This window comes from Pseudoalteromonas sp. S2755 (assembly GCF_005886535.1).
Taxonomy (GTDB): domain Bacteria; phylum Pseudomonadota; class Gammaproteobacteria; order Enterobacterales; family Alteromonadaceae; genus Pseudoalteromonas.
The window spans coordinates 1-21,790 of record NZ_PNDS01000076.1; the positions used below are offsets into that span (position 1 = coordinate 1).

Annotated in this window: 22 protein-coding genes and 1 pseudogene; 15 read left to right on the plus strand and 8 right to left on the minus strand. The window is 43.7% G+C overall.

The features are described 5' to 3' along the window. The 5 genes and pseudogenes from CWC03_RS23650 to CWC03_RS13460 form a co-directional block, all read left to right on the plus strand. A pseudogene (locus CWC03_RS23650) lies at positions 1 to 247 on the plus strand (hypothetical protein); the annotation flags it as partial. 35 nt (positions 248 to 282) lie between these two features. Then, positions 283 to 558 carry a DNA-directed RNA polymerase subunit omega gene (gene rpoZ, locus CWC03_RS13445; RefSeq protein WP_010374289.1) on the plus strand — a complete coding sequence of 92 codons (276 nt, stop codon included), beginning with the start codon at positions 283 to 285 and terminating at the stop codon, positions 556 to 558. A 248-nt stretch (positions 559 to 806) separates the two neighbouring features. After that, entirely contained in the window at positions 807 to 2,909 is a 2,103-nt protein-coding gene (gene spoT / locus CWC03_RS13450) for a bifunctional GTP diphosphokinase/guanosine-3',5'-bis pyrophosphate 3'-pyrophosphohydrolase (protein ID WP_138582332.1), read from the plus strand. Between the two features lie 10 nt (positions 2,910 to 2,919). Further along, positions 2,920 to 3,312, plus strand: a complete 393-nt coding sequence (gene ridA / locus CWC03_RS13455) for a deaminase RidA (RefSeq protein WP_010374286.1) — start codon at positions 2,920 to 2,922, stop codon at positions 3,310 to 3,312. Positions 3,313 to 3,418: 106 nt separating this feature from the next. Then, the gene (locus CWC03_RS13460; protein WP_138582333.1) at positions 3,419 to 4,009 is read left to right on the plus strand and encodes a biliverdin-producing heme oxygenase; all 591 of its coding nucleotides are present in this window, start codon (positions 3,419 to 3,421) and stop codon (positions 4,007 to 4,009) included. 339 nt (positions 4,010 to 4,348) lie between these two features. Here the strand turns inward: CWC03_RS13460 and CWC03_RS13470 are convergent, their stop codons facing one another. The 3 genes from CWC03_RS13470 to CWC03_RS13475 all read right to left on the minus strand — a co-directional run bounded on the left by CWC03_RS13470 (position 4,349) and on the right by CWC03_RS13475 (position 5,823). Further along, positions 4,349 to 5,032, minus strand: a complete 684-nt coding sequence (locus CWC03_RS13470) for a hypothetical protein (protein ID WP_138582334.1) — start codon at positions 5,030 to 5,032, stop codon at positions 4,349 to 4,351. A gap of 24 nt (positions 5,033 to 5,056) precedes the next feature. Beyond that, on the minus strand, positions 5,057 to 5,191 hold the full coding sequence (locus tag CWC03_RS23885; RefSeq protein WP_283234895.1) for a hypothetical protein: 135 nt from the start codon (positions 5,189 to 5,191) through the stop codon (positions 5,057 to 5,059). 314 nt (positions 5,192 to 5,505) lie between these two features. Continuing rightward, complete coding sequence (locus tag CWC03_RS13475; RefSeq protein ID WP_138582335.1) at positions 5,506 to 5,823, minus strand: helix-turn-helix domain-containing protein; 318 nt, start codon at positions 5,821 to 5,823, stop codon at positions 5,506 to 5,508. A gap of 255 nt (positions 5,824 to 6,078) precedes the next feature. Here CWC03_RS13475 and CWC03_RS13480 point away from each other — a divergent pair, with 255 nt between their 5' ends. Beyond that, positions 6,079 to 6,312, plus strand: coding sequence for a hypothetical protein (locus CWC03_RS13480; protein WP_130165028.1), 234 nt, complete (start codon positions 6,079 to 6,081; stop codon positions 6,310 to 6,312). Between the two features lie 99 nt (positions 6,313 to 6,411). Here the strand turns inward: CWC03_RS13480 and CWC03_RS13485 are convergent, their stop codons facing one another. The 3 genes from CWC03_RS13485 to CWC03_RS13495 form a co-directional block, all read right to left on the minus strand. Then, positions 6,412 to 6,864, minus strand: a complete 453-nt coding sequence (locus CWC03_RS13485; RefSeq protein WP_408004177.1) for a DUF3299 domain-containing protein — start codon at positions 6,862 to 6,864, stop codon at positions 6,412 to 6,414. A gap of 64 nt (positions 6,865 to 6,928) precedes the next feature. Further along, positions 6,929 to 8,296, minus strand: a complete 1,368-nt coding sequence (locus CWC03_RS13490; RefSeq protein WP_138582337.1) for an ABC transporter permease — start codon at positions 8,294 to 8,296, stop codon at positions 6,929 to 6,931. After that, positions 8,290 to 8,982: an ABC transporter ATP-binding protein gene (locus CWC03_RS13495; RefSeq protein ID WP_138582338.1), complete on the minus strand. Its 693-nt coding sequence runs from the start codon at positions 8,980 to 8,982 to the stop codon at positions 8,290 to 8,292. The genes CWC03_RS13490 and CWC03_RS13495 overlap by 7 nt, the downstream gene beginning before the upstream one ends. Positions 8,983 to 9,170: 188 nt before the next feature. Between CWC03_RS13495 and CWC03_RS13500 the strand changes: the two genes are divergently transcribed. From CWC03_RS13500 to CWC03_RS13535, 8 genes are all read left to right on the plus strand, one after another. Next, positions 9,171 to 10,271 (plus strand): phosphoribosylaminoimidazolesuccinocarboxamide synthase, encoded by a 1,101-nt coding sequence (locus tag CWC03_RS13500; RefSeq protein ID WP_138582339.1) that lies wholly within the window; start codon positions 9,171 to 9,173, stop codon positions 10,269 to 10,271. Positions 10,272 to 10,387: 116 nt separating this feature from the next. Further along, complete coding sequence (locus CWC03_RS13505) at positions 10,388 to 11,020, plus strand: methylamine utilization protein (protein WP_138582340.1); 633 nt, start codon at positions 10,388 to 10,390, stop codon at positions 11,018 to 11,020. Beyond that, a complete protein-coding gene (locus CWC03_RS13510; RefSeq protein ID WP_138582341.1) occupies positions 11,017 to 13,353 on the plus strand; it encodes a putative bifunctional diguanylate cyclase/phosphodiesterase in 2,337 nt (778 codons plus the stop codon). Before CWC03_RS13505 ends, CWC03_RS13510 begins: the two co-directional genes overlap by 4 nt. After that, positions 13,340 to 14,167, plus strand: a complete 828-nt coding sequence (locus CWC03_RS13515; protein ID WP_138582342.1) for a DUF3034 family protein — start codon at positions 13,340 to 13,342, stop codon at positions 14,165 to 14,167. Before CWC03_RS13510 ends, CWC03_RS13515 begins: the two co-directional genes overlap by 14 nt. After that, complete coding sequence (locus CWC03_RS13520) at positions 14,168 to 14,587, plus strand: group I truncated hemoglobin (RefSeq protein ID WP_138582343.1); 420 nt, start codon at positions 14,168 to 14,170, stop codon at positions 14,585 to 14,587. Positions 14,588 to 14,695: 108 nt separating this feature from the next. Beyond that, on the plus strand, positions 14,696 to 15,346 hold the full coding sequence (locus CWC03_RS13525; protein ID WP_010605852.1) for a hypothetical protein: 651 nt from the start codon (positions 14,696 to 14,698) through the stop codon (positions 15,344 to 15,346). 232 nt (positions 15,347 to 15,578) lie between these two features. Continuing rightward, on the plus strand, positions 15,579 to 15,980 hold the full coding sequence (locus CWC03_RS13530) for an FAD synthase family protein (RefSeq protein ID WP_138582344.1): 402 nt from the start codon (positions 15,579 to 15,581) through the stop codon (positions 15,978 to 15,980). Between the two features lie 4 nt (positions 15,981 to 15,984). Further along, on the plus strand, positions 15,985 to 16,824 hold the full coding sequence (locus CWC03_RS13535; RefSeq protein ID WP_138582345.1) for a sulfurtransferase: 840 nt from the start codon (positions 15,985 to 15,987) through the stop codon (positions 16,822 to 16,824). Between the two features lie 67 nt (positions 16,825 to 16,891). Here CWC03_RS13535 and CWC03_RS13540 read toward each other — a convergent pair whose 3' ends face one another. Next, entirely contained in the window at positions 16,892 to 17,860 is a 969-nt protein-coding gene (locus CWC03_RS13540; RefSeq protein ID WP_095728022.1) for a class 1 fructose-bisphosphatase, read from the minus strand. A 154-nt stretch (positions 17,861 to 18,014) separates the two neighbouring features. Between CWC03_RS13540 and CWC03_RS13545 the strand changes: the two genes are divergently transcribed. After that, positions 18,015 to 20,438: a zinc-dependent metalloprotease gene (locus CWC03_RS13545; RefSeq protein ID WP_138582346.1), complete on the plus strand. Its 2,424-nt coding sequence runs from the start codon at positions 18,015 to 18,017 to the stop codon at positions 20,436 to 20,438. A 56-nt stretch (positions 20,439 to 20,494) separates the two neighbouring features. On the opposite strand, the gene argE is transcribed toward CWC03_RS13545, so the two are convergent. Next, complete coding sequence (argE, locus tag CWC03_RS13550) at positions 20,495 to 21,643, minus strand: acetylornithine deacetylase (RefSeq protein WP_138582347.1); 1,149 nt, start codon at positions 21,641 to 21,643, stop codon at positions 20,495 to 20,497. Positions 21,644 to 21,790 lie beyond the last annotated feature (147 nt).

Sequence of the window (21,790 nt, forward strand, 5' to 3'; positions counted from 1 at the left end):
AATCACCTTAAACTATCTTCTTATCGAGCCAGAGAGTTTTGGGGATAGCTCCGATCTCGCGTCCTGCTACCGCCCAAGTACCTACATCCTTGTAGGCAAGGCGAATTTACGCACCAATAGCTGGCTATTGGAAGTGAATTCAACGCAGTTAGCGCTAAAACTGGCTGCTAGCAAGGCATTAATTATCCACAGCTCAGGTTTTTTAACCATCAATACTTGGCGAAAGGCTAGACATACAGTAAACTAGCCTTTTGCATAATGAACTGAATTTGGAGTGCTTCGATGGCTCGCGTAACTGTAGAAGATGCAGTAGATAAAATTGGTAACCGCTTTGACTTGATTTTAGTAGCAGCGCGTCGCGCTCGCCAAATTTCTGTAGGCGGTAAGGATCCTATGGTTGATGCTGAAAACGACAAGCCAACCGTAATCGCGCTACGTGAAATTGAGCAAGGTTTTGTCACCACTGACTCGCTTGATATTATCGACCGTGAAGAGCAGCAACACCAAGAAGCTGCAGAGCTTGCTGCAGTAGCTGCAATCGTTGGTGGCAATCGCTAATCCAACCACTGTCTAGATTCAATAATGCCAGCTTTTTTGCTGGCATTATTGTTTTATAGCAATTGAAATTAAGCAAATTGGTATAAATCGCCAGCACATTACACAACGCGTAACGCCTTTAACTTCCTAACAAGTAGCATAAATTGTTCATTGGCATTGCTGGTGTTTCATCGTATATTCTTAAGTAACTAGCTTGTAACCCGTTTTATACTCGCCGAGTATAGCTTCTCTGAAACATTGGAGTGTGAATGTATCTGTTTGAAGGCCTCAAAAAGAAAATCTCAGAATATTTGTCACCAGAAGACGTCGATTTGGTGCAAAAAGCCTATGTCGTGGCCCGTGAGGCACACGAGGGACAGACGCGCTCTAGCGGTGAGCCCTATATCACTCACCCAGTAGAAGTAACCCAGATCCTTGCGAGCATGAGGCTTGATCATGAAACACTCATGGCTGCGCTTATGCACGATGTTATTGAAGACACTGACTTTAGCCAAGATGACTTAGCGGAGATCTTTGGTGATACGGTCGCTGAGTTGGTGGAAGGGGTGTCAAAGCTCGATAAACTGAGCTTCAAAGATAAAAAAGAGTTCCAAGCCGAAAACTATCGCAAGATGATCATGGCGATGACGCAGGATATTCGTGTCATCCTTATTAAACTTGCAGACAGAACGCACAATATGCGAACGCTAGGTGCTTTGCGTCCTGACAAGCGCCGTAGAATTGCCCGCGAAACACTAGAGATTTATGCGCCAATTGCAAACCGCCTTGGTATTCATGATATTAAAAATGAGTTAGAAGACCTCGGGTTTCAGGCGTTATATCCGATGCGCTATCGTGCGTTACGTTCAGAAGTCGCAAAAGCACGTGGTAATCGTAAAGAAGTGATCAGCAATATTCAGTCTGAGATTGAATCTAGACTGGAAGAAGCGGGTATTCAAGGCTCAGTAAAAGGCCGTGAAAAGCACTTATACAGTATTTACCGCAAGATGCTGAATAAAGAGTTAATGTTTAACGAGGTGATGGACATTTACGCCTTTAGGATCAATGTCGACAACCTAGATACTTGCTACCGTGTGCTAGGCGTTGCACATAATTTATATAAGCCAATTGAAACTCGTTTTAAAGACTATATTGCCGTACCGAAAACCAACGGTTACCAGTCGCTTCATACGTCGCTGGTAGGTCCGCACGGTATTCCGGTAGAAATCCAGATTCGTACTCACGATATGGATCATATGGCGGATAAAGGGGTAGCAGCGCACTGGATGTATAAAAAGTCAGGTGATAATGCCGGCCATACCGCGCAGCAGCGTGCGCGTCAGTGGATGCAAAGCTTACTTGAGCTACAGCAAAGTGCAGGCTCGTCTTTTGAATTTGTGGAAAACGTTAAAACCGAATTATTCCCAGAAGAAATTTACGTCTTTACGCCAGATGGCCGTATTGTCGAGTTACCTATGGGCGCAACGGCGGTAGATTTTGCCTATGCCGTGCATACCGATGTGGGTAATACCTGCGTGGGTGCTCGTGTAAACCGTAAGCCTTATCCTTTGAGTAAAGCGTTGGATACCGGCCAAACTATCGAGGTTATTACCAGCTCAGGTGCACACCCTAACGCGACTTGGCTGAACTTTGTGGTAACGGGTAAAGCACGCCTTGGGATCCGCAATTACCTCAAGAGCCAACAAGAAGAAGAAGCGATCCAACTAGGCCGTCGTTTACTCGACTCGGCACTGGGTGAGTATAAGCTAGATGATATTGCTCAAGAGCAAATCGACAACGTACTTGAAGAACATAACCTCAATACCTTGTTGGAGCTGCTGGTTGAGATTGGCTGTGGCAATATCATGAGCGTATTGATAGCGAAGCGTTTACTGCAAGATGATAATGCGGTAGAAGATATTGCTAAACGTGCTAAAGCCGCGATAATCGGAACAGAGGGCATGTTGGTAACCTATGCTAAATGTTGTCGTCCTGTGCCGGGTGACGCTATCACAGCATATATGAGCCAAGGCAAAGGCCTAATGGTTCACCGCCAAGAGTGTAAAAATATTAAGGGTTGGCGCAACGAGCGTTCGAAGTACTTCGTCGTGAAGTGGGAAGACAACCCAGAGAAAGAATACATAGCAGCGCTGCGTGTGGAAATTATTAATCACCAAGGTGCGCTGGCTAAATTAACTAATGTGGTTGCGACAACTCAGGCTAATATTGTCGAAATCGCAACGGACGAAAAAGAAAGTAATTTATACGTGATTGATTTAGGTGTTACCGTGAAAAACCGAATTCATGTCGCTGATATTATGCGCCGAATTCGAGTAATGCCAGACGTTCAACGCGTGTATCGTAAAAAATAAAGGAACATTAATGAACAAAGCAATTATTTCAACAGATAAAGCGCCAGCAGCAATTGGCACTTACAACCAAGCGGTAAAAGTTGGTACTGCGGTCTATTTATCTGGCCAAATTCCATTGGTACCAGAGACGATGGAGTTTATTTCTGAAGATTTTGCAGAACAAACGCACCAAGTGTTCAAAAACCTTATCGCGGTATGTGAAGAGGCTGGTGGCGAGTTACAAGATATGGTTAAGGTTAATATCTTCTTAACTGATCTGAGTAACTTTGCAACGGTAAACGAGATTATGGCTCAGTATTTTAGAAAGCCATACCCAGCTCGTGCTGCAATTGGTGTAAAAGAACTACCAAAAGGCGCACAAGTTGAGATTGACGGTATTATGGAGTTGCCTTCAACTAACTAATAGTTAGATATATTTCTTCGCTCCAGTGTCGATCGCTGGAGCGGCTTTTCATAAAGCCAACACAGTCCACTCATTTTCCCCTCGCTTTATAATTACAGGAAGTCCCATGACCGCAGCCAGCGCACTTACTAGCCGTGCATTGAAATTAAAAGCAAGTACTGCTGATCTTCATGACAGTATTGATAACAGCATTATGGCAAAAGACCCGTTTGCCAGCATTGAGCGTTATCTCCAGTTTTTGACTCTTCAGTACCTGTTTCTTAACGATGTCGCTGCATTATATGATCACCGTGAACTCTCTATGCATATTGACGATCTCAAATCGCGCCGACGGCTTGGGTTGTTGGAGCAGGACTTTGCTGACTTGCGGCATACATTACCTGTGCCGTCTTTGTCGCCGTCTATCACAACTTTAACTGAGTTTGCGACGGCTTTGGGAGCGCTTTATGTCGTTGAAGGCTCTAAGGTTGGGGCCGCAATGCTTGGGCGTCAAGTGCAGGCGCGCTTGCCTGTCACAGGTGAGTATGGTGCGCGTTACTTAGCAGGCCCAGGTGCCGGGCGCGGCAGTGCGTGGCGTCACTTAATTCAATTTATCGATACGGTTGAGTTAACTAGTACGCAAGAAGATGCATTGATCTCCGGCGCTCGTCAGGCCTTTATGCGTTTTCAGCGGTATCAAGCAGAGGTCTATGCTTAATACGATTGGTATAAGTTGAACGGAGAATAACACGGTTGTTGTCGCGACATAGCGTCGCGACAGGTTAGTGACTAGCATATATTGGTTGGGCAATCACAATGTAATGTATTTGGCTCAGGAACACATGCTAACGCCTTTGATGGGCAAACCATCGTTGGGCCATCGGTGTCACAGTTTAAATCGCGACTACAATAGTAGGAACAACCACCACCAATCTCACGGGTCTTGTTGTTATCCAAAATTAGCTTACTACCTGCTAATGACTTCAATTGCTTTTTTTCAGTTTTAAATCCATCGTTTATTCCTTCAATTGATTTAGGGTAAAAGCAGCATAGGTCACTATGACCTATGCTGTGGCTCGGATTTTTTAAGCGTTGAGTCTTCTTCACTTTCTTTAATTGGCGCAGGACGAAAACGTTCAACGTAGATAGTAGCTAGAAGTGTGGTAATAACAGCAGCCAATAGAACGGATTTTACATATGGGTAGCTATAATAAACGATACCCCACTTCCAAAATTGTTTTGCAAAGCTTTCATCTACTCCAAAGTGTTCTAGATTACGAATGATGTTCTCAGCGAAAGCTGCTAAGTCTACAAGCATAAACAAAAAGAAGATCCCAACAAGTATGATATCGGCATGTGTCATGTAGATATATTCACGCTTACTTGGTTGAAACTTTTTAACATAATTCATCGATAAGCGAACTCTACGTTTTATCAAAATGAAGGAGAGTAGATCTACGGTGAAATGCATGACAAATATCATGAAATTTATTTGGTATGGCTTTTTGCCTAAAGAAAACACATTTTGAATTAAATAAAAAGAGCCAGCTTCTATCAGAGTTGCTATTAGTAAAAGACATACTAAATGCTGCACGTTAATCATATCTCTGGATAAAAGGGAAATACATAAAATAAAAACTAGCGTATGAATGTGATACGCAAAGTCTGTATAGTAATGTGCCATTGAAAAACACCCTGTGAAAGCAAGCGCAATTATAAAAAAGTACCATGTAGTTTTCATATGTATTTCCGATCGTTTATCGTTTTATCCACCATTACTTCCGTCCGATTTTAATTTAGGGTCATCAACTGTTCCGCCATGACTCCCCCCAACTACACGTTTCGATTCAAAGGTATTTAAATTTCTAAAAACATTTTTTTTCGTTTTTGTAGGTGACATAATATACATCCTTCCATAGGCTTTGCAGTGGTTAAAGTTGTTAATACTGTACTCTGAAAATCGCCTATTGAGAATCACTTGTAACACCAAAGAGGTTAAGTGATTGATCTTGGATCTATTACAGTTCCACCATGGGAAGCTATAGAGAAAGTTCGAGGGTCATGTTTAACCACTCCTAGGCTGCCACCTTTAATGGACTTTACACTGTATATTGGTAACTTTTTGATTTTTATTACCTTCTGAAGTCTTTTTTGCATTAAAAATTTCATTATTTTTATCCTTTTGCAGCTCAAATCAACTGAAAACATGACTACTTACTCTTCCACTTTCTTTGCATCAGGAGGGGTTGGGCTTTTGCGTCTTAATTGGGTATCACTAATTAAGCTCCGTAGCGCTTGAAACTGTTTAATAATGGGAGAAAGGTCAATATCACAGTAGTTACACCAAACTTGAAAGTGATCCCAAGGTATACGGCTTACACCATTTTCATAGTTTTCGTAGGTTTGGCGGCTAATACCAACAAGATCGGCCATTTGCTGCGTGGTTTTTTGGGCCGCAAGACGCATTCTTCTAAGGTCGTCACCGTTATATTTAAAATTGGGATTGCCCACCAATTTAATCCTTTCTTGTATGGGAGAGTATGTTCACTCTATCGAAGTTATTTTTATGTGTAATCTTTGTTAACTTGTAATTGTAATCAATAAAAATGTTTCTGCAAGAGGAAATTTAATCAGTCAATTATGGATATATCGCTCAAGAACCTACGTATACTTTTTACTTTATTTTCATCATTTTAATAGAAAAATAGGTTCGACAAGATTTTTTAGCGAGGCTTTTGTTACTGTAGTGTGAAATGAAAACAAGGGTAACAACTGACTGAGGGTGATATGGATTATCTACGTCAATATAACGACTTAAATATTCTCTATGAAGCACTTAAAAAATCGAGTCGCGGAGAGGTTGAGATAGCTGAGACGACTGCTAAGTGGTTTTCTCTTGTAGAGAGTACCTTATTTGAGCTCCAGGAGCTGGCGTATATGGAAAAGGCGTATATGCAAAAGTCGCGAACCATGAATAATCTCATCGAACTGGTGTATGCCAGTGTTCCTACCACTGAGTAGGGCAAATAGCAGAAATAAAATTGTATGTTTTGCAGTGGTAAGAGTGCCAATCAAGCTCGATTAAGTATTGGCACTCTTTTTTATTGATTTATATGGCTTTTAGAGCTCAAATGGCGCGACGCCTTTGGCTTCCATCATATAACCTGTTTGCGCGATGTCGCCCTTCCAAGTAGAAACCTTAATCGTGCCACTGACTGTGATTGCATCATATAGGCTTTCAATCGGAACACCGCCTTTGATTTTGACATGAACGATTTGGTTTGGTGGCGGCGGCGGCACGTGAATACAAGCGCCAAAGTAGGGAACCAACAAAAATTCGGTGATGACTTCGCTGTCACCTTCAAGTGGCACGACAAAGCCGGGTAAACTCACTAGTTGACCGTCTAGTTCTTTGACGACAGGGGCATCTAAGTCAGGCTGCACCCAATTTTGTTCGGCGCCATCATGGCTTGCCGCATCTTGATTGCTAATCTGGACATGCCCTTTTGGAATTAGATCTTCCCAAAATATCTCCTTAGGAGGTGCCGCGCTTGCGATACCACTGAATATCATCGCAGTGATGAATGCAATGAAGTAAAAAACGTGAGTTCGTGCGGTTAACTGCATCTTGATCCTCTTAGGTTTTAATTTGCATGCCATCGGCAAGCGAGTAAAAATAAGCACGGGCGGCAGGAATTGCGCCTATCAAAGTACCTGCACCTATGATAACGCTTAGTAGCATGAGTTCATAGGTTGAGAGCGCCGAGATACTTAGGACTACGCCAAATTGACTTTGTAGGCCGGATTGGGCAGCAATGAGCAAGGCATAAAAAAGCGCAACACCGAAAATACATCCTAACACGGTGATAAAAATTGCTTCGCTGATGAGGAGCGTAAAGATATGCCAAGGCCGCGCACCAACGGAGCGCAGAATAGCAAGTTCTCGGCGCCTTTGGTTCAACGTGGCGAGCAATGAGGTTAACATGCCAAGCAAGCTTATCAACACCACTGCAAGGGTAATGAGAAGCAAGATTTTTTCAACAATATCTAGCATTTCCCATAATTCTCTTAATGTCACCCCTGGCATAATTGCCAGCAAAGGCTCGCCTTTATACTGATTAATATTTCTGCGCACTTGGAGGGTATAGAGCGGTGAATCAAAACCAAGTAAAAATGCAGTGATTTGCTTTGTTGAGCCAATTAAATCACCGGGTTTGGAGTCGAGGTTGTGAAGTAGAGCGCTATTGTTTTTGCTGTCATGCTCATGCTCATGCTCATGCTCATGCTCATGCTCATGCTCATGCTCATGCTCATGCTCATGGTGCGTTGCATCTTGTTTTTGTGCAATCATTCGAGATGGCTTGCTGTGGCCTGTGCTATGCATGCTCTCGATGGCACTTAATGGCACATGTAGCGTTTTATCTACAGGCGTTCCTGTGGCTGCCAAAATGCCAGATATAACCAATGGATTGTCATCGTGATGATGGAAACTGGTATTGCCCACGCCATGGGAAATGACGATTTTTTGTCCCAGCTGATAACCCAGCTTTTTTGCGACCATAGCCCCTAGCACCACTTCTTGGCCATTGTGAAATGGTCGGCCAGCGGCAAAGGTGAGGTGTTGTTTTTTAGCGTATTGATAATGGCTGAAGTAACTTGCATCTGTACCCAGCACAGCAAAGCCTTTGTGGCTATCCCCTAAACTGATAGGAATGCTCCAAGCAACACCGCGCTGCGCCTTGATATACTCGTAACTTTGCCATTGTACGGTATTATTGGCATGACCAATTCGAAATACGCTTGAAAGCAAAAGCTGAATATCACCAGTACGTGCGCCGACAATTAGGTCAGTGCCAGAAATAGTGTTTGCAAAGCTGGATTTTGCGTCTTGGCGTATACGCTCAACTGACAGCAGTAACATGACACTAATTGCAATGGTCACTAGAGTTAGGGCGACGCTGGCTTTTCGGTTTAGCGTACTTTTCCACGCAAGTTTGATTAGCATAGCGGTGCTCCTCGTTGTAAATCAGGCAAGCTTACTTGCCTATCAAATAGCGGCGCTAAGCTTTTATCGTGACTGACAAAGAGAATAGATGCACTGTAAACCGCGGCTTGGCTAAAGAGTAATTTAATAAATCCATCACGGCTGTCGGCATCGAGGGCTGAGGTTGGCTCATCGGCAATAATGATTTCGGGCCTGCCAATAAATGCGCGAGCGGCGGCTACGCGCTGCTGTTGGCCAATACTTAACTCCCCGACACTACGCTGCTGAGTGTGTTCGTCTATACCAAGATCAGAAAGCAGAAGTTTAGCTTCCTGCTCAAGCGATTTATTCTGCGAGGAGATGTTTTGCCTGCGCTTTTTGGAAAATTCGCAGCCAAGGGTAACGTTTTCAATAGGCGACAAATAGGGCAACAAATTAAAGTTCTGAAAAATCGTACCTATATGATCGGCTCTAAACTTATCTCGTTGGCCATGGCTCAGTGCGCTCGCGTTGGTACCTGCAATTTCAATTACTCCCTGCTGGCAATCCAAGGTACCGGCAATCAATCCAAGCAAAGTCGATTTACCGCTGCCGCTTGGACCATGTAAAAACACGTGTTCACCTCGGGCGATATGTAGCTTAGGTATGGTTAGCACTGGGGGGCTCGACTTAGGCCATGTAAACTGTAATTGAGATATCGTAAGCATAACGCCTCAACGCTGGTAAATAATATTGTGATGGTATAACAAGAATGACTAAAGCAAAACCAAGTTAAGCTCAACAACAAGCGTGTAAGTTAAATTGTGATTTTTGTTCAGCTCGACTATTATAGCGACCCTAACCCCCTCATTATTTTGTGCCCTTTAGCAAGGCGCATCCTGTCATTGGAGTAACAATGAGTAGCTACAAAGTTTTAGACGTTAATGACGATCTTCCAATTCGCACTAAAGGTGCGGTTCACAGTGGTAAAGTACGTTCAGTTTATTGGTTAACCGACGCCGACAGTGCACGTTTAATTGAAGAAAAAGGCTATCAAGTCCCGGTTGGTACAGAGCTGGCAATTATGGTCATTTCAGACCGTATTTCAGCGTTTGATTGTATTTGGCAAGGTGAAAATGGTCTTAACGGTGTACCGGGTAAGGGCATTGCGCTTAACAGCGTTGCTTCACATTGGTTTTCACTTTTTGATAAAGCTGGCCTTGCAGGTAATCACATTGTTGATATTCCACATCCTTATGTTTGGATTGTGCGTAAAGCCAGTACGGTAAGAGTTGAAGCGATTGCACGTCAATATATTACTGGCAGCATGTGGCGCGATTACGCAAAGGGCGTAAGGGAGTTTTGTGGCTTGCAATTACCAGAAGGTTTAGAGGCCAATCAAAAGCTAGATGATGTTCTAATCACACCATCAACCAAAGGGATCATCAAAGGTTTAGCAGACGTACCAGAAGTGGATGACGTAAACATTTCTCGTAAAAACATCGAAGATAATCTTGCGGCGTTCAACTTTAAATCTGCGGCAGATGTGGATAAGTACGAGCAATTGCTAACCGAGGGTTTTACCCTTATTAGTAAAGAGCTTGAGAAGCTTGATCAGATCTTTGTTGATACTAAATTTGAGTTTGGTTACGTTGAAGATAAAGACGGCCAAGAGCGCCTAATTTACATTGACGAAGTGGGTACGCCTGACTCGTCACGTATTTGGGATGGCCCAGCTTATCGCGATGGTAAGATCGTTGAAAACTCAAAAGAAGGTTTCCGCCAGCTATTGATAAACAACGTACCAGACAGCGATGTGCTGTTGAATAAAGATCGCATGCCTGAGCGAGAAGCGCTTGCTAGCGACTATCTATTGCCAGAAGCTGTGATGATGTCAGTAAGCGAAACTTACGTTGGGATCGCAAGTAAAATCGTTGGTCGTGAGCTAACGATCCCTGCTGATCCTCGCCAAGAAGTTATTGATATTCTTGATAAGCAGTACGGTTTAATAGATTAATTTCTTTTTAGTTGCCCTGATAAACAAGTTTATTAGGGCAATTTTCTCAATTCACTTGCTTTTCATTGCAAGGTCTCTTTTACTTAACCTAATTGTTGCAAAAAATAGAGTCAGATATGCGAACGTCTGTTCTGCTCCTACTAAGTTTTTGTTTTTTATTTCTTTTAGATTCAAATCGCGCAAATGCTGGGCAATTAACAGTGCTAGATGGCAACGGCAAGCCCTTGCAGCATGCCGTTGTTGAATTGACGGACGAGCCTGTCGAGTCAGCAGCAAAAGCTGTTGCGGTTATGGATCAAATCAATAAACAATTTGTTCCTTTCATCCTCACTATTCAAAAAGGACAATTGGTTAATTTTCCCAATAGCGATGATATCCGTCATCACGTTTATTCATTTTCTGCGGTAAAACCTTTTGAGTTAAAGCTTTACGCTGGCACGCCAAATCAACCGCTCAAGTTTGAAAACGCTGGTGTAGTGGTGTTAGGTTGTAACATTCACGACTCTATGGTGGGCTATATTTATATTGCAGATGATAGGCAAGTATTGGTATCTGATGCGAATGGACTGGTGACTTTGCCGAACTCTACAAAACAAGTAACGGTGTGGCATCCTTATCAAGATAATGACATAGACAGTCGGCAAACCGTGCAAATAGTGAACACAACGGCGCCAATGTCCGTAACAATAAAAACAACTTATCCAGCGCCGCGTAATACCTTTGGCGAGCGCTTTGGACAGCATGAATGAATAACAGCTTTAAAAATAAAATAATCAGTCTTTGTATTTTGCTTATTTTAGTAACTGCCGGAATGAGCTTGGCAAGTTTTTGGTGGTCTACAAGTAAATTCAATGAAGCGCAAGTACAAAGAAAAATTCAAGTGGCGCAAAATGTTTATCAACAATATTTAAAGTCGCGAGAGCAGCTATTGGTTACCGCAGCGACTGTTCTGACCGCTGACTTTGGCTTTAAACAGGCTGTCGCGACGAGAGACGCACAAACCATCAGTAGTGTATTGCTTAATCACTCCCGCCGTATTGATGCCGACTTAATGCTGCTGCTGGATGTGAAAGGCGACCTGATCTCCGCTAACAGGGAAGGGCTCGACTTTCCGAGCGACACCAGAACTTGGATGCAAGCTTTGCAAAGTCATATCGAGCACTCAGCTTTTGTGGTGCTTAGTGAGCAGTTGTATCAAGTGATTATTTTGCCTGTGCGAGCACCTAGAACGATAGCATACTCAATAATTGGCTTTGAAGTGGGTGCAGCTGTCGCTGCGGAGCTTAAAGACCTTACTGGAATGGAAACAAGCTTTGTTGGTGCCGCTGATAACCTAAAAGCAAGCTCGTTGCCTGCTCTTGCGCTTGGTAGCGATTTATTTACTTTCCTAGCGGCGCAAAAAACGACGCGTTGGCTTAGCCAGTATCCGGTTTATAAAAGTGCAGAGGTGAGCTTACCTTCACTTGATAGTAACCCGGTGAGTTTGGTGCTTAGCGCGGATTTAACTACTCAGTATCAAGAATTCGATAAAATGGTGTTGACCATTATTTTACTCTCTCTCGGCACTATCCTTATTGGTTTTATCACCAGTGGTATTGTAGCCAAAAATCTTACCGCACCGCTTAGTAAGCTTACGGAGTTGGCAAAACGTTTTGCTAAAGGGGATTACTCCGCCAAACTGGAAGAGGCTCGACCGACCCAAGAAATTTGCCAACTTGTTGATGCTTTTAATGATATGGGCGAAGATATTCAAGAGCGTGAGGAGCAGATCCGCTTTCAAGCTAGTCATGACCATTTAACAGGGTTTTTTAATCGTAATGCGGCTTTGGATAAGTTGCATTACATGCTCAGTGGCGGTGCTGAATATTATTTTATTGCCATAGACATTAAAGGGTTGCGCCATATCAACGACAAACTCGGCCCTCGGGTAGGAGATGATTGTATTAAAGCCGTGGCGAACCGGATAGCGGAGATTAATACAGCTGAAGGCGGATTGAATGTTAGGCTTGGCGGCGATGAGTTTTTAGTTGCACATCCAGCAAGTGCGTGCGCCGATCCGCAAAGTGCTGTGCTCGGTATTGTTGAATGTGCTGAAATGCTAAATCAAGGCTTGAGTAAACCTTATACTGTGCAGGGGTTAGGCATTTCGCTCCACTTTAGTATTGGCGTAGTGCATTACCCCAAACAAGCGCACACTCCCGAGGATGTTGTTCGCCGGGCTTTGATCGCAGTTGATACTGCGGCGCACGATGGCCATGATGTTTACTACTATCAATCAGGTGAAGATGAAGCCCATCTAGAGCGCCTGCAAATTATTGATGAACTAAAACACGCCATCGCCAACGATGATGGCCAGCTTTTTATGACCTACCAACCAAAGTTAAATATGAAAACCAATCGTATTGACAAGGTTGAGTCTCTTATTCGTTGGCAACGTAAAAATGGTGAATGGGTGTCGCCCGAACTATTTATCGATCTTGCCGAGCAGTCAGGTTTGATTGTTGAATTAACTCAGTGGGTAGTAAAAACCGTAGTGTCTCAAGTTGCTAACTGGGTACGTCAAGGTGAGCGCATCAAGGCAGCTATTAATGTGTCGGCACAAGACATTGCTGATAAAAATTTCTTGTCCCATCTTAAGACGCTACTAGACACCTATAACGTCAAACCTGAGTTGATCACCATAGAGCTTACCGAGCGAGATATGATTGAGAATGAGGAAAAAGGCATTGCGGTTCTCCAAGCGCTCAAACAGCTTGGCGTGCAAGTCTCGCTTGACGATTATGGTGTGGGTCAAACCTCCCTTGGTCGATTAAAAATGTTACCTATTGATGAGTTGAAACTCGACAAGGTATTTATTTTAAAGCTCGCACAATCGGAAAAAGACCAGTTTATTGTGCGCTCTACCATCACGCTTGGTCACCAACTTGGTTTTAGCGTGGTTGCGGAAGGGGTTGAAGACAAAGCATCGCTTGAGCTACTTGAGTCAATGCAGTGTGATTATGCACAAGGTTACTATCTAAGTAAGCCACTCAAAGCCCCTGATTTTGATCAGTGGCTGGGGAGATATAATGAAGTGGGCTAATGTTTTTGCCGTGTACTTATTCGTATGTGGGCCAACTTTTGCCGCAACAGGAAAGTTACTAGCGACTCCTGGGGTATCACAGGTTGAAGGTAGTGCAGGTGGAGGCATTGTGCCGTGGGCGCAGCTTGCTGGATATGCTTCGGAAGATGAATGGTCGGCCAGCGGGTTTTGTAGCCGAGCTAGCCTGAAAGACTACCAGCTCGATGTGTGTGGTGTTCAAGCCAATTTATTCGATCGTGTTGAGTTAAGTTTCGCTCGACAAAACTTCGATGTAGATGTGCTTAATCTTGATATTGAGCAAGATATTGTCGGTGCCAAGGTGCGGCTATATGGCGATATCGTTTACAGTAAATATCCACAATTGAGCTTTGGTATTCAGCATAAGTCCTTGGATGATGCAACGGTTGCCAATTTGCTCGGCGCAGAAGATGATTCAGGAACGGATTATTACTTAGCTGCAAGCAAACTGCATTTGGGTGCTGTAGGCGGCTATAACTGGTTCTGGAATATTACGATGAGACATTCTCGGGCTAATCAACTTGGCATACTAGGTTATGGTGGAGCTAACGACAGTGCGCCTTGGCAACTAGAAGCCAGCAGCGCAGTGTTTTTATCTAGGCATTGGGCTATCGGTGCAGAATACCGCCAAAAATCCAACAACCTTGGACTTGGTGAATCAGATTGGAAAGATGTTTTTGTCGCTTGGATCCCGAATAAGTCAGTGAGTGTGACGGCGGCATGGTTAGACCTTGGAAAAATCGCAGGGCAACCTTCTCAAACGGGTTGGTATCTATCTGTTACGGGGTACTTTTAAATGAAATGGCTATCACTAACGGCAATCTTGCTTTTCCTCGTGGCGTGTAGTGCTTCAACTTCGCAGACCTCCCTGTATGAACAAATAGGGGGCAACGCCGGCGCAGAAAAGATAGTAGACGCGTTTATTAAACAGATTGGCAATGATGACGTTATTTTACCTTATTTTAGAGAGTCCAATGTTAGGCACTTTCGTGAAGGGTTTATCACTCATCTGTGCGATAGCTTAGATGGCCCTTGTGATTATGAAGGCGATAGCATGGTGCAGATCCACACTGGCATGGCTATTAGTGAGTCCGACTTTAATCGGGTGGTTGATCTCTTGATCAACGCAATGAATGAGGTTGGGATTGCGCACTCTATACAAAATCAAGTTCTGGCCCGCTTAGCACCGATGCGAAGTGAGATAATCGAATTATAATTAACGCCTACAATTTTTAACCTTATTTACATTAAATTATCATTTTTTAAGTTGTAAAATTCCTAGGTATCAAATTGGTACTACACATTTATATAAAAGGAGTTTTACATGAAGTTTAAATCTATCATGCTTATGTGCTCACTGGGCGTTAGCATATCTACTTTTGCGGCAGAGCAAATTGATTCAACAGTTAATTTAGCTGGTACGGGTTCGAATTACGATTTCCGTATAGGACTACAAGCTCTAGATGATCGTGGCAGAGACCCTGGTGCTGTAGAGTATACTAAGTATCTTTCTGCAGGTTCTAATGTTCAGTCTGATTGGGCCGTTGATCGAGATGCATATGACCCCGATGCATTACGTTTACACTTATCTGTACTTAACCAGATCCCAACAAACCGTGATTTCCGATTAGCTATCCAAGCTGCAGACCGAGGCGGTCGAGGTGATTTTGGATACTGGCAATACACTCCTTGGGCGAGTGAAGGTGGTGGTTGGTCTGGTATGGCATTTGATACAGACCGATTCGATCCTGATGCTTTTCGCATTCGCATCGAAACCAGAGCCTGGAACAGTAGCCGCTCTTTAAGCGATTTTCGTATCGGCTTGCGAGTATCTGATAGGGGTGGACGAGAAGTTGGGAACTCGACGTTCACTCCATGGGCTTCCAATGGTGGTGGCTGGACTGATTTAGCGACAGATAATGACGCTTATGACTTTGATGGTTTTGAAGTAAACCTAGAAGTCAGACAGTACTAACAACACCGTATAACCAAGTTGCTTCGCAGAAGTGACTTGGTTATAACGTTTTCACACTTCTTTAAAAGCCAATCAAGTAAACGTCCAAAATCGTCATATTGTTGTAAGAAAATCAATGAATGCTACAATCACATTCTACCTTCGGTACTTATAGTTCATAAGATTAGAAGGCGCTGTTGATACTTCATATAGTGTTTACACATAAACTTATTAACGAATGAAGAGAGCCAAGTTGAAAAAAGTTATCACATTTGGAACCTTTGATGTATTCCACGTTGGTCATGTCAATATTTTAGAGCGAGCGAAGGCAATGGGTGATTATCTCATTGTGGGGATTTCATCAGATGAACTTAACTTTGCGAAAAAGGGTAGAAATCCAATATACTCAATAGCAGATCGCCTAAAAATCATTAGCTCATTGCGATTTGTGGATGAGGTGTTTGTGGAGGAGTCTCTGGAGCTAAAAGCGCAATATATCAAAGACTTTGATGCTGATGTTCTGGTGATGGGTGATGATTGGAAAGACAAGTTCGATATATATAAAGATATCTGTGATGTGGTTTATTTAGAGCGCACCCCATCAATTTCAACAACGGAAATAATAGAGGTCGTACGCAGACCCGAAGGAAAATAATAGCATGAAGCACGTGGTAGATAGGGAATGGCTCTTTGCAAACCTCAGCAAAGTGAAAGTACTGGATGCTGGCATCGTGAAACCGGGTCAGTCGGGCCCTTATAACGCCCCTGCAATTATTCAAGGCGCGCTGCGTTTTGATATTAGTGGCGCGCTAGCTAATCCCCATGCTACATCCCCCAATATGTGCTGCAGTCCAGCTCAATTTCAAGCAGAAATGCGACAGCTTGGTATCAACCAACATGATGTGTTAATCGCTTACGATGATAAGGGCATGTTTAGCGCTGCCAGAGCTTGGTATATGCTCAAAACGATGGGTCATAAACAAGTCTATGTACTGGATGGCGGATTACCTGCTTGGTGTGAAAAACAATATCCTTTGAGTCAAACATACGCGCAAGTCCAACAAGCAGGAAACTTTGTCGCTGCATATGATGAAACAGCATTTGTTGATAAAGCGGCTGTGCTTAGTAATATTGACGCCGAACTGAGTTATCTATTCGATGCTAGAGGTGCAAAACGCTTTACTGGTGAAGAGCTAGAACCTCGTGCAGATATGCGCAGCGGCCATGTGCCTAAAAGTAAAAACCTACCATATACGAGTTTGCTAAATGCCGATGGCTGCTTTAAACCTCTCACCGAGCTTGAAGTGCTGTATAGCGACTTATCAAAAGATAAAACTAAGCCTCTGATATTCTCTTGTGGCTCAGGTGTTACAGCTTGTATTTTAGCGCTGGTGGCTGACGAGCTAGGTTATAAACAGTTGACGGTATATGACGGCTCGTGGAGTGAATGGGGCGCTGATCCCGATGTGCCCGTTGAGACGAGTTATACCACTATTTAATGTGAAAAAGGTGCCAATGGCACCTTTTTCATGTGTGAAACGAGCTATTTCCTCGCTTCAAAATAGATCACTTATGATAAGCAAGGCACGCTTCAACTTCATGCTTTGAGCCTAAGATAACACCAACGCGTTGGTGTATTTCTTCAGGTTGAATATCCAAAATGCGTTCACGACCTGTGTGGGCGATACCGCCAGCTTGCTCGACAAGCATCGCCATTGGATTGGCTTCGTAAAGTAGGCGAAGTTTAAATGGCTTGTTTGGATCTTTACGATCTTCTGGGTAAGTGAATAGTCCGCCACGGCATAATACGCGGTGAACATCGCCAACCATTGCCGCAATCCAGCGCATATTGAAGTTTTTACCGCGCGGTCCGGTTTCACCTTCAAGTAGATCGGCAATGTAGTTTTGCATTGCAGGGGTCCAGTGGCGCTGGTTTGAAGCGTTGATGGCAAACTCTTTGGTGTCTTCTGGAATGGCTGCAAAGTCTTGCGTGAGTAGGAAGCTACCGTGTGTTTTGTCCAGCGTAAACAAGCGAGTTCCCTTGCCTGTTGATAGCGCTAACATGGTTGATGGGCCATATAACACATAACCCGCTGCTACTTGTTTATGACCCGGCTGCATAAAGATCGCAGGATCGCTAGGATCTGAACCTTCAGGGGCTTCCATAATAGAGAAAATAGTACCAACTAGTGAGTTAATGTCGGTATTGGATGAACCATCTAACGGATCGAAAGCGACAATATAGTTCGCTTTTGGATTGCCGGCGACGGTGTAATCTTCTTCTTCAGAAGCGATAGCTTTGACATAGCCAGATTCAAGCAAAATATCTTTCAATAGTTGATTTGAAAGTACATCGAGCTTTTTTTGCGTTTCACCTTGAATGTTCTCATCTAAGGTTGAACCTAATACACCTGAAAGTGCACCTTGGCCAACACGGAACGATATTTCTTTACATGCCGCGAGAATGGTTCGAATTAGAGAAACCAACTCACGAGAACAACCATCTTCAATTAACACCGGAGGGAGTCTACGCATTTTTTAAATCCTGATCACCTTGTGTTTATGGCAATAAATAGTGTGAGAGGTGCCATAAACAGCGCTGTAATTCGTCTTGAAAGACTGTAAATTGTATACGATTTCATATACAACTGGGGTTAAGCCTCAAAACCATAAATAACAAAGAGCAGCCATGAGAAAAATAACGTGCTTCACTCAAACTGTATCCGCTTTGCTACTGTGTATGATAACTCAAGCACACGCAGCAATTAAGTCTATTGATGAATTTACTGCCAGTTTTAATCATCATCCCGGTTTTTACGCCTTCTATAGCGATGATTCGAGCGGCAAATTGTACTTAGACATCGACAAACTAGACGTCCCTTTCTTGTTACAGCATAGTTTACCTTATGGTGTGGGTTCGAATGATATCGGTTTAGACCGCGGTCAGCTAGGCGGTACGCACTTAGTTCAGTTTGAACGTTTTGGTGATAAGGTGATGCTGCGTGCTATCAATACTTATTATCGCGCCAGTGCGAATAATATGGCCGAAAAGCAAAGCGTTAAAGAGGCTTTTGCTTCAAGCATTCTACACGGGTTCAACGTGGTTGCAGAAGATAAAGACAGTGTGTTGATTGACTACACGCCTTATCTACTCAGCGACGTGCATGGCGTGTCTCGCACGTTGGCAAATCGTAATCAAGGTAGTTTTAGCTTAGACCCAAGCCGCAGCGCTGTGTTTATGCCGCGTTCAAAGGCATTTGTTAAAAATACAGAACTTGAAGCCGTGTTGACATTCAAAGGTACAAAGCCCGGTGAATATGTACGTCAGGTGAGTGCAGATCCTTATGCGCTTACGGTACATCAGCACCATTCTTTAATTGAGCTGCCTAATGATAACTACCAGCCACGTGCGTTTCATCCGCAATCGGGTTATTGGAGTATAGAGCATAAAGACTACTCAGCGCCGCTTGGACAGTCAATGTTTGTGCGTTATATTCCTCGCCACCGCTTACAGAAAAAAGACCCAACTGCACAAGTCTCGGAGGCCGTAGAGCCAATCATTTACTACCTTGACCCTGGCGTACCTGAGCCGGTCAAAACTGCATTACTTGATGGTGCTAAATGGTGGGATCAAGCATTTGAAGCTGCGGGTTACAAAAATGCGTTTCAAGTCAAAGTACTTCCTGAAAATGCCGATCCGATGGATATTCGCTACAACGTGATCCAATGGGTGCATCGCGCTACTCGAGGGTGGTCATATGGCGCGTCGGTGATAGACCCGCGTACCGGTGAAATTTTAAAAGGTCACGTGACGCTAGGCTCGCTGCGTGTCCGTCAAGATATTCTTATCGCCGAAGCACTTTCTGCGCCATTTGTTGAGGGTAATGAAGTGACTGAGCGACTTCATGCTATGGCGCTAGACCGTATTCGTCAGTTGAGTGCACATGAAATTGGCCACACGTTGGGCATTGCACACAACTTCTCAGCGTCGGTAAAGGATCGCGCGTCAGTCATGGACTATCCACATCCACTAGTAGGATTTGAAAATGGCCAACTTGATATTACCAAGGGTTACGCAAAAGGCATGGGCGCGTGGGATACGCAAGTGATTAAATATGGTTATAGTGATTTCGGTGACGCTGATGAAGCCACTGAGCTTGCAGCTATTCTCGCTGAAAATAAGGCGCAAGGGCTTGAGTTTATCTCTGATTCAGACGCCAGAGCACAGGGCGGAGCGCATCCAACGGCGCACCTTTGGGATAATGGGGCAGATCCCGCAGCCGAATTACTGCGTGTTCTGGATGTCCGCAAGCAGGCGTTGAATAGCTTTGGTATTCACAGTATTCAAAAAGGAGTTGCTCTGTCGCAGCTAGAGGAGAAGCTGGTCCCACTGTATCTTTTCCACCGTTACCAAGTTGAAGCCGCAGTAAAACTGATTGGTGGCGTGGACTATGACTATGAAGTCCGTGGTGACGAGGTGATAAAAGGCGCGAAAGTCGTGGCTAAAGAGGTACAGCAAAATGCAGCCAATGCGCTTTTGAGTACGCTCTCACCTGCGGCGTTGACTATTCCTGACTCTATTTTGGCGTTAATACCTCCTAAGGCTTACGGTGAGTACAAAACTCGCGAAAGTATTAAAGGGAGAACAGGGCTAACTCTCGATGCGATGGCATTACCAGAAGTTGCCGCACTCCATAGCCTTGACTTGCTGCTTAATCCACAGCGATTAAATCGTCTTGCACAGCAGCATGCACGCGATACTCAATATTTTGGTACTCAAGCACTTTTAGATGCTTTATATCAGCAGGTATTTGCTCAATCAGGCAGCAAAGGTATGGCTCAAAAGCTACAGCAACGAGTCCAATACCTAAGTGTAACTAAGCTTGTAAAACTGAGTAACAACGATACAGTCGAACCTGAAGTGCAAGCGCAGTTAAAGTTTTATTTAGCAAAAGTTGCGAAAGACTTTAATCAGTCGTCGGTATTTAGCGATGTTGCTTTTGAGCAAGCGTTTAAACATATGCTCGCACAGCAAATCAATCACTACTTAGATTCAGGAGAGTGGCCTGAAAGCTTTAAGGCGCTTGAAATGCCGCCAGGCTCACCAATCTAGCCTTTAAAGCAAAGCTGAAAAAAGGGCGCTCGAGTGAGCGCCCTTTTTAGTTATAATTAAGTAAAGCAACTTTCTCTTATTAGCTGCTTAATTATATCCTGACTTGGCTGGATTTTTTCCATTGCTAAAAACTCGTTGGGTTGGTGTGCTTGATTAATGGAACCTGGTCCCATAACGATAGTTTCGCAGCCTAGCTGCTGTAGAAAAGGAGCTTCGGTACAATAGTTTACCGCAATTGCTTGTTGTCCTGACAGGCGCTCAGCCATTTTCACTAAAGCAGAATCCGTTGAGCCGGTAAAAGCCGGAATGGGCTCGTGCATATCTATAACCGAGACACTATTTGGATAATGTGTATTGATGGGAGCCACCGCTGCCGTAAGCATGGCTTGTAGTTCCTTGATACTCAGACCAGGCAAAGGACGCATATCAATATGTAGTTCACAACAGCCACAAATACGGTTGGCATTGTCGCCGCCATGAATGTGTCCGAGGTTTAAAGTTGGGTAAGGAATAGCAAAATGTGGAGTTGAATATTTATTCTTTAATTCTTCTCTTAACTTTAATAAATTTGCAATCACCTGGTGCATGATTTCAATGGCATTTAAGCCGCGCTCTGGATCTGAGCTATGGCCTGAACGACCAACGATACGGATGGCGGTCGTCATATGCCCTTTGTGGGTAAATACCGGCACCATATCAGTGGGTTCACCAATAATACAGCGCGCCGGTTTCAAGCTTGGATGTTTAGCAATTTCCTGAGCGCCAGCCATAGTAGTTTCTTCATCGGCGGTGGCTAAAATCATGATAGGAGCACTTTGCTGTAATTCATCAAGCTCTGAGATTGCATTCAATATGAAAGCAAAAAAACCTTTCATATCAATGCTTCCAAGACCATATAATTTATTATCTTGCTCGCTTAACTTAAAAGGATCAAATTGCCAGCGGCTATCGTCGAAGGGAACTGTATCCGTGTGGCCGGCCAACATTAATCCTCCATTGCCGCTACCTCGTCTTGCAATTAGATTATATTTTCCTTTTACATGTTCAAGCTCTGTTACTTCGACGGTAAACCCTAACGTTTCGCACCACTGTGCGAGTAGCTGGATCACATTCTGATTACTCATGTTGAGACTTTCTTCTAATGCACTGATAGATGGCGCGGCGATCAGTTGCTGATACATTTCCATAAAAGCGGGCAATTTCATAAAAATTCCTAAAATACTTATTCAAAGTTCTTGCATAAAAATATAAAGATGTTTAGAGTGAATATCAATTCACTTTTTTAGCATAAATATATTTTGGGGCAGCAATGCGACGATTTGACTTCAACAATTAGCAGAACCAATCCTAAT

Excerpts from the sequence above, each read along its gene's own strand:
- CWC03_RS13535 (WP_138582345.1), top strand. The coding sequence starts at position 15,985 with ATGAAGCACGTGGTAGATAGGGAATGGCTCTTTGCAAACCTCAGCAAA.
- spoT (WP_138582332.1), top strand. The coding sequence starts at position 807 with ATGTATCTGTTTGAAGGCCTCAAAAAGAAAATCTCAGAATATTTGTCA.
- rpoZ (WP_010374289.1), top strand. The coding sequence starts at position 283 with ATGGCTCGCGTAACTGTAGAAGATGCAGTAGATAAAATTGGTAACCGC.
- CWC03_RS13480 (WP_130165028.1), top strand. The coding sequence starts at position 6,079 with ATGGATTATCTACGTCAATATAACGACTTAAATATTCTCTATGAAGCA.
- CWC03_RS13490 (WP_138582337.1), bottom strand. The coding sequence starts at position 8,296 with ATGCTAATCAAACTTGCGTGGAAAAGTACGCTAAACCGAAAAGCCAGC.
- ridA (WP_010374286.1), top strand. The coding sequence starts at position 2,920 with ATGAACAAAGCAATTATTTCAACAGATAAAGCGCCAGCAGCAATTGGC.
- CWC03_RS13525 (WP_010605852.1), top strand. The coding sequence starts at position 14,696 with ATGAAGTTTAAATCTATCATGCTTATGTGCTCACTGGGCGTTAGCATA.
- CWC03_RS13540 (WP_095728022.1), bottom strand. The coding sequence starts at position 17,860 with ATGCGTAGACTCCCTCCGGTGTTAATTGAAGATGGTTGTTCTCGTGAG.
- CWC03_RS13505 (WP_138582340.1), top strand. The coding sequence starts at position 10,388 with ATGCGAACGTCTGTTCTGCTCCTACTAAGTTTTTGTTTTTTATTTCTT.
- CWC03_RS13460 (WP_138582333.1), top strand. The coding sequence starts at position 3,419 with ATGACCGCAGCCAGCGCACTTACTAGCCGTGCATTGAAATTAAAAGCA.
- CWC03_RS13510 (WP_138582341.1), top strand. The coding sequence starts at position 11,017 with ATGAATAACAGCTTTAAAAATAAAATAATCAGTCTTTGTATTTTGCTT.
- CWC03_RS13515 (WP_138582342.1), top strand. The coding sequence starts at position 13,340 with ATGAAGTGGGCTAATGTTTTTGCCGTGTACTTATTCGTATGTGGGCCA.
- CWC03_RS13500 (WP_138582339.1), top strand. The coding sequence starts at position 9,171 with ATGAGTAGCTACAAAGTTTTAGACGTTAATGACGATCTTCCAATTCGC.
- argE (WP_138582347.1), bottom strand. The coding sequence starts at position 21,643 with ATGAAATTGCCCGCTTTTATGGAAATGTATCAGCAACTGATCGCCGCG.
- CWC03_RS13545 (WP_138582346.1), top strand. The coding sequence starts at position 18,015 with ATGAGAAAAATAACGTGCTTCACTCAAACTGTATCCGCTTTGCTACTG.
- CWC03_RS13520 (WP_138582343.1), top strand. The coding sequence starts at position 14,168 with ATGAAATGGCTATCACTAACGGCAATCTTGCTTTTCCTCGTGGCGTGT.
- CWC03_RS13495 (WP_138582338.1), bottom strand. The coding sequence starts at position 8,982 with ATGCTTACGATATCTCAATTACAGTTTACATGGCCTAAGTCGAGCCCC.
- CWC03_RS13485 (WP_408004177.1), bottom strand. The coding sequence starts at position 6,864 with ATGATATTCAGTGGTATCGCAAGCGCGGCACCTCCTAAGGAGATATTT.
- CWC03_RS13470 (WP_138582334.1), bottom strand. The coding sequence starts at position 5,032 with ATGAAAACTACATGGTACTTTTTTATAATTGCGCTTGCTTTCACAGGG.
- CWC03_RS23885 (WP_283234895.1), bottom strand. The coding sequence starts at position 5,191 with ATGTCACCTACAAAAACGAAAAAAAATGTTTTTAGAAATTTAAATACC.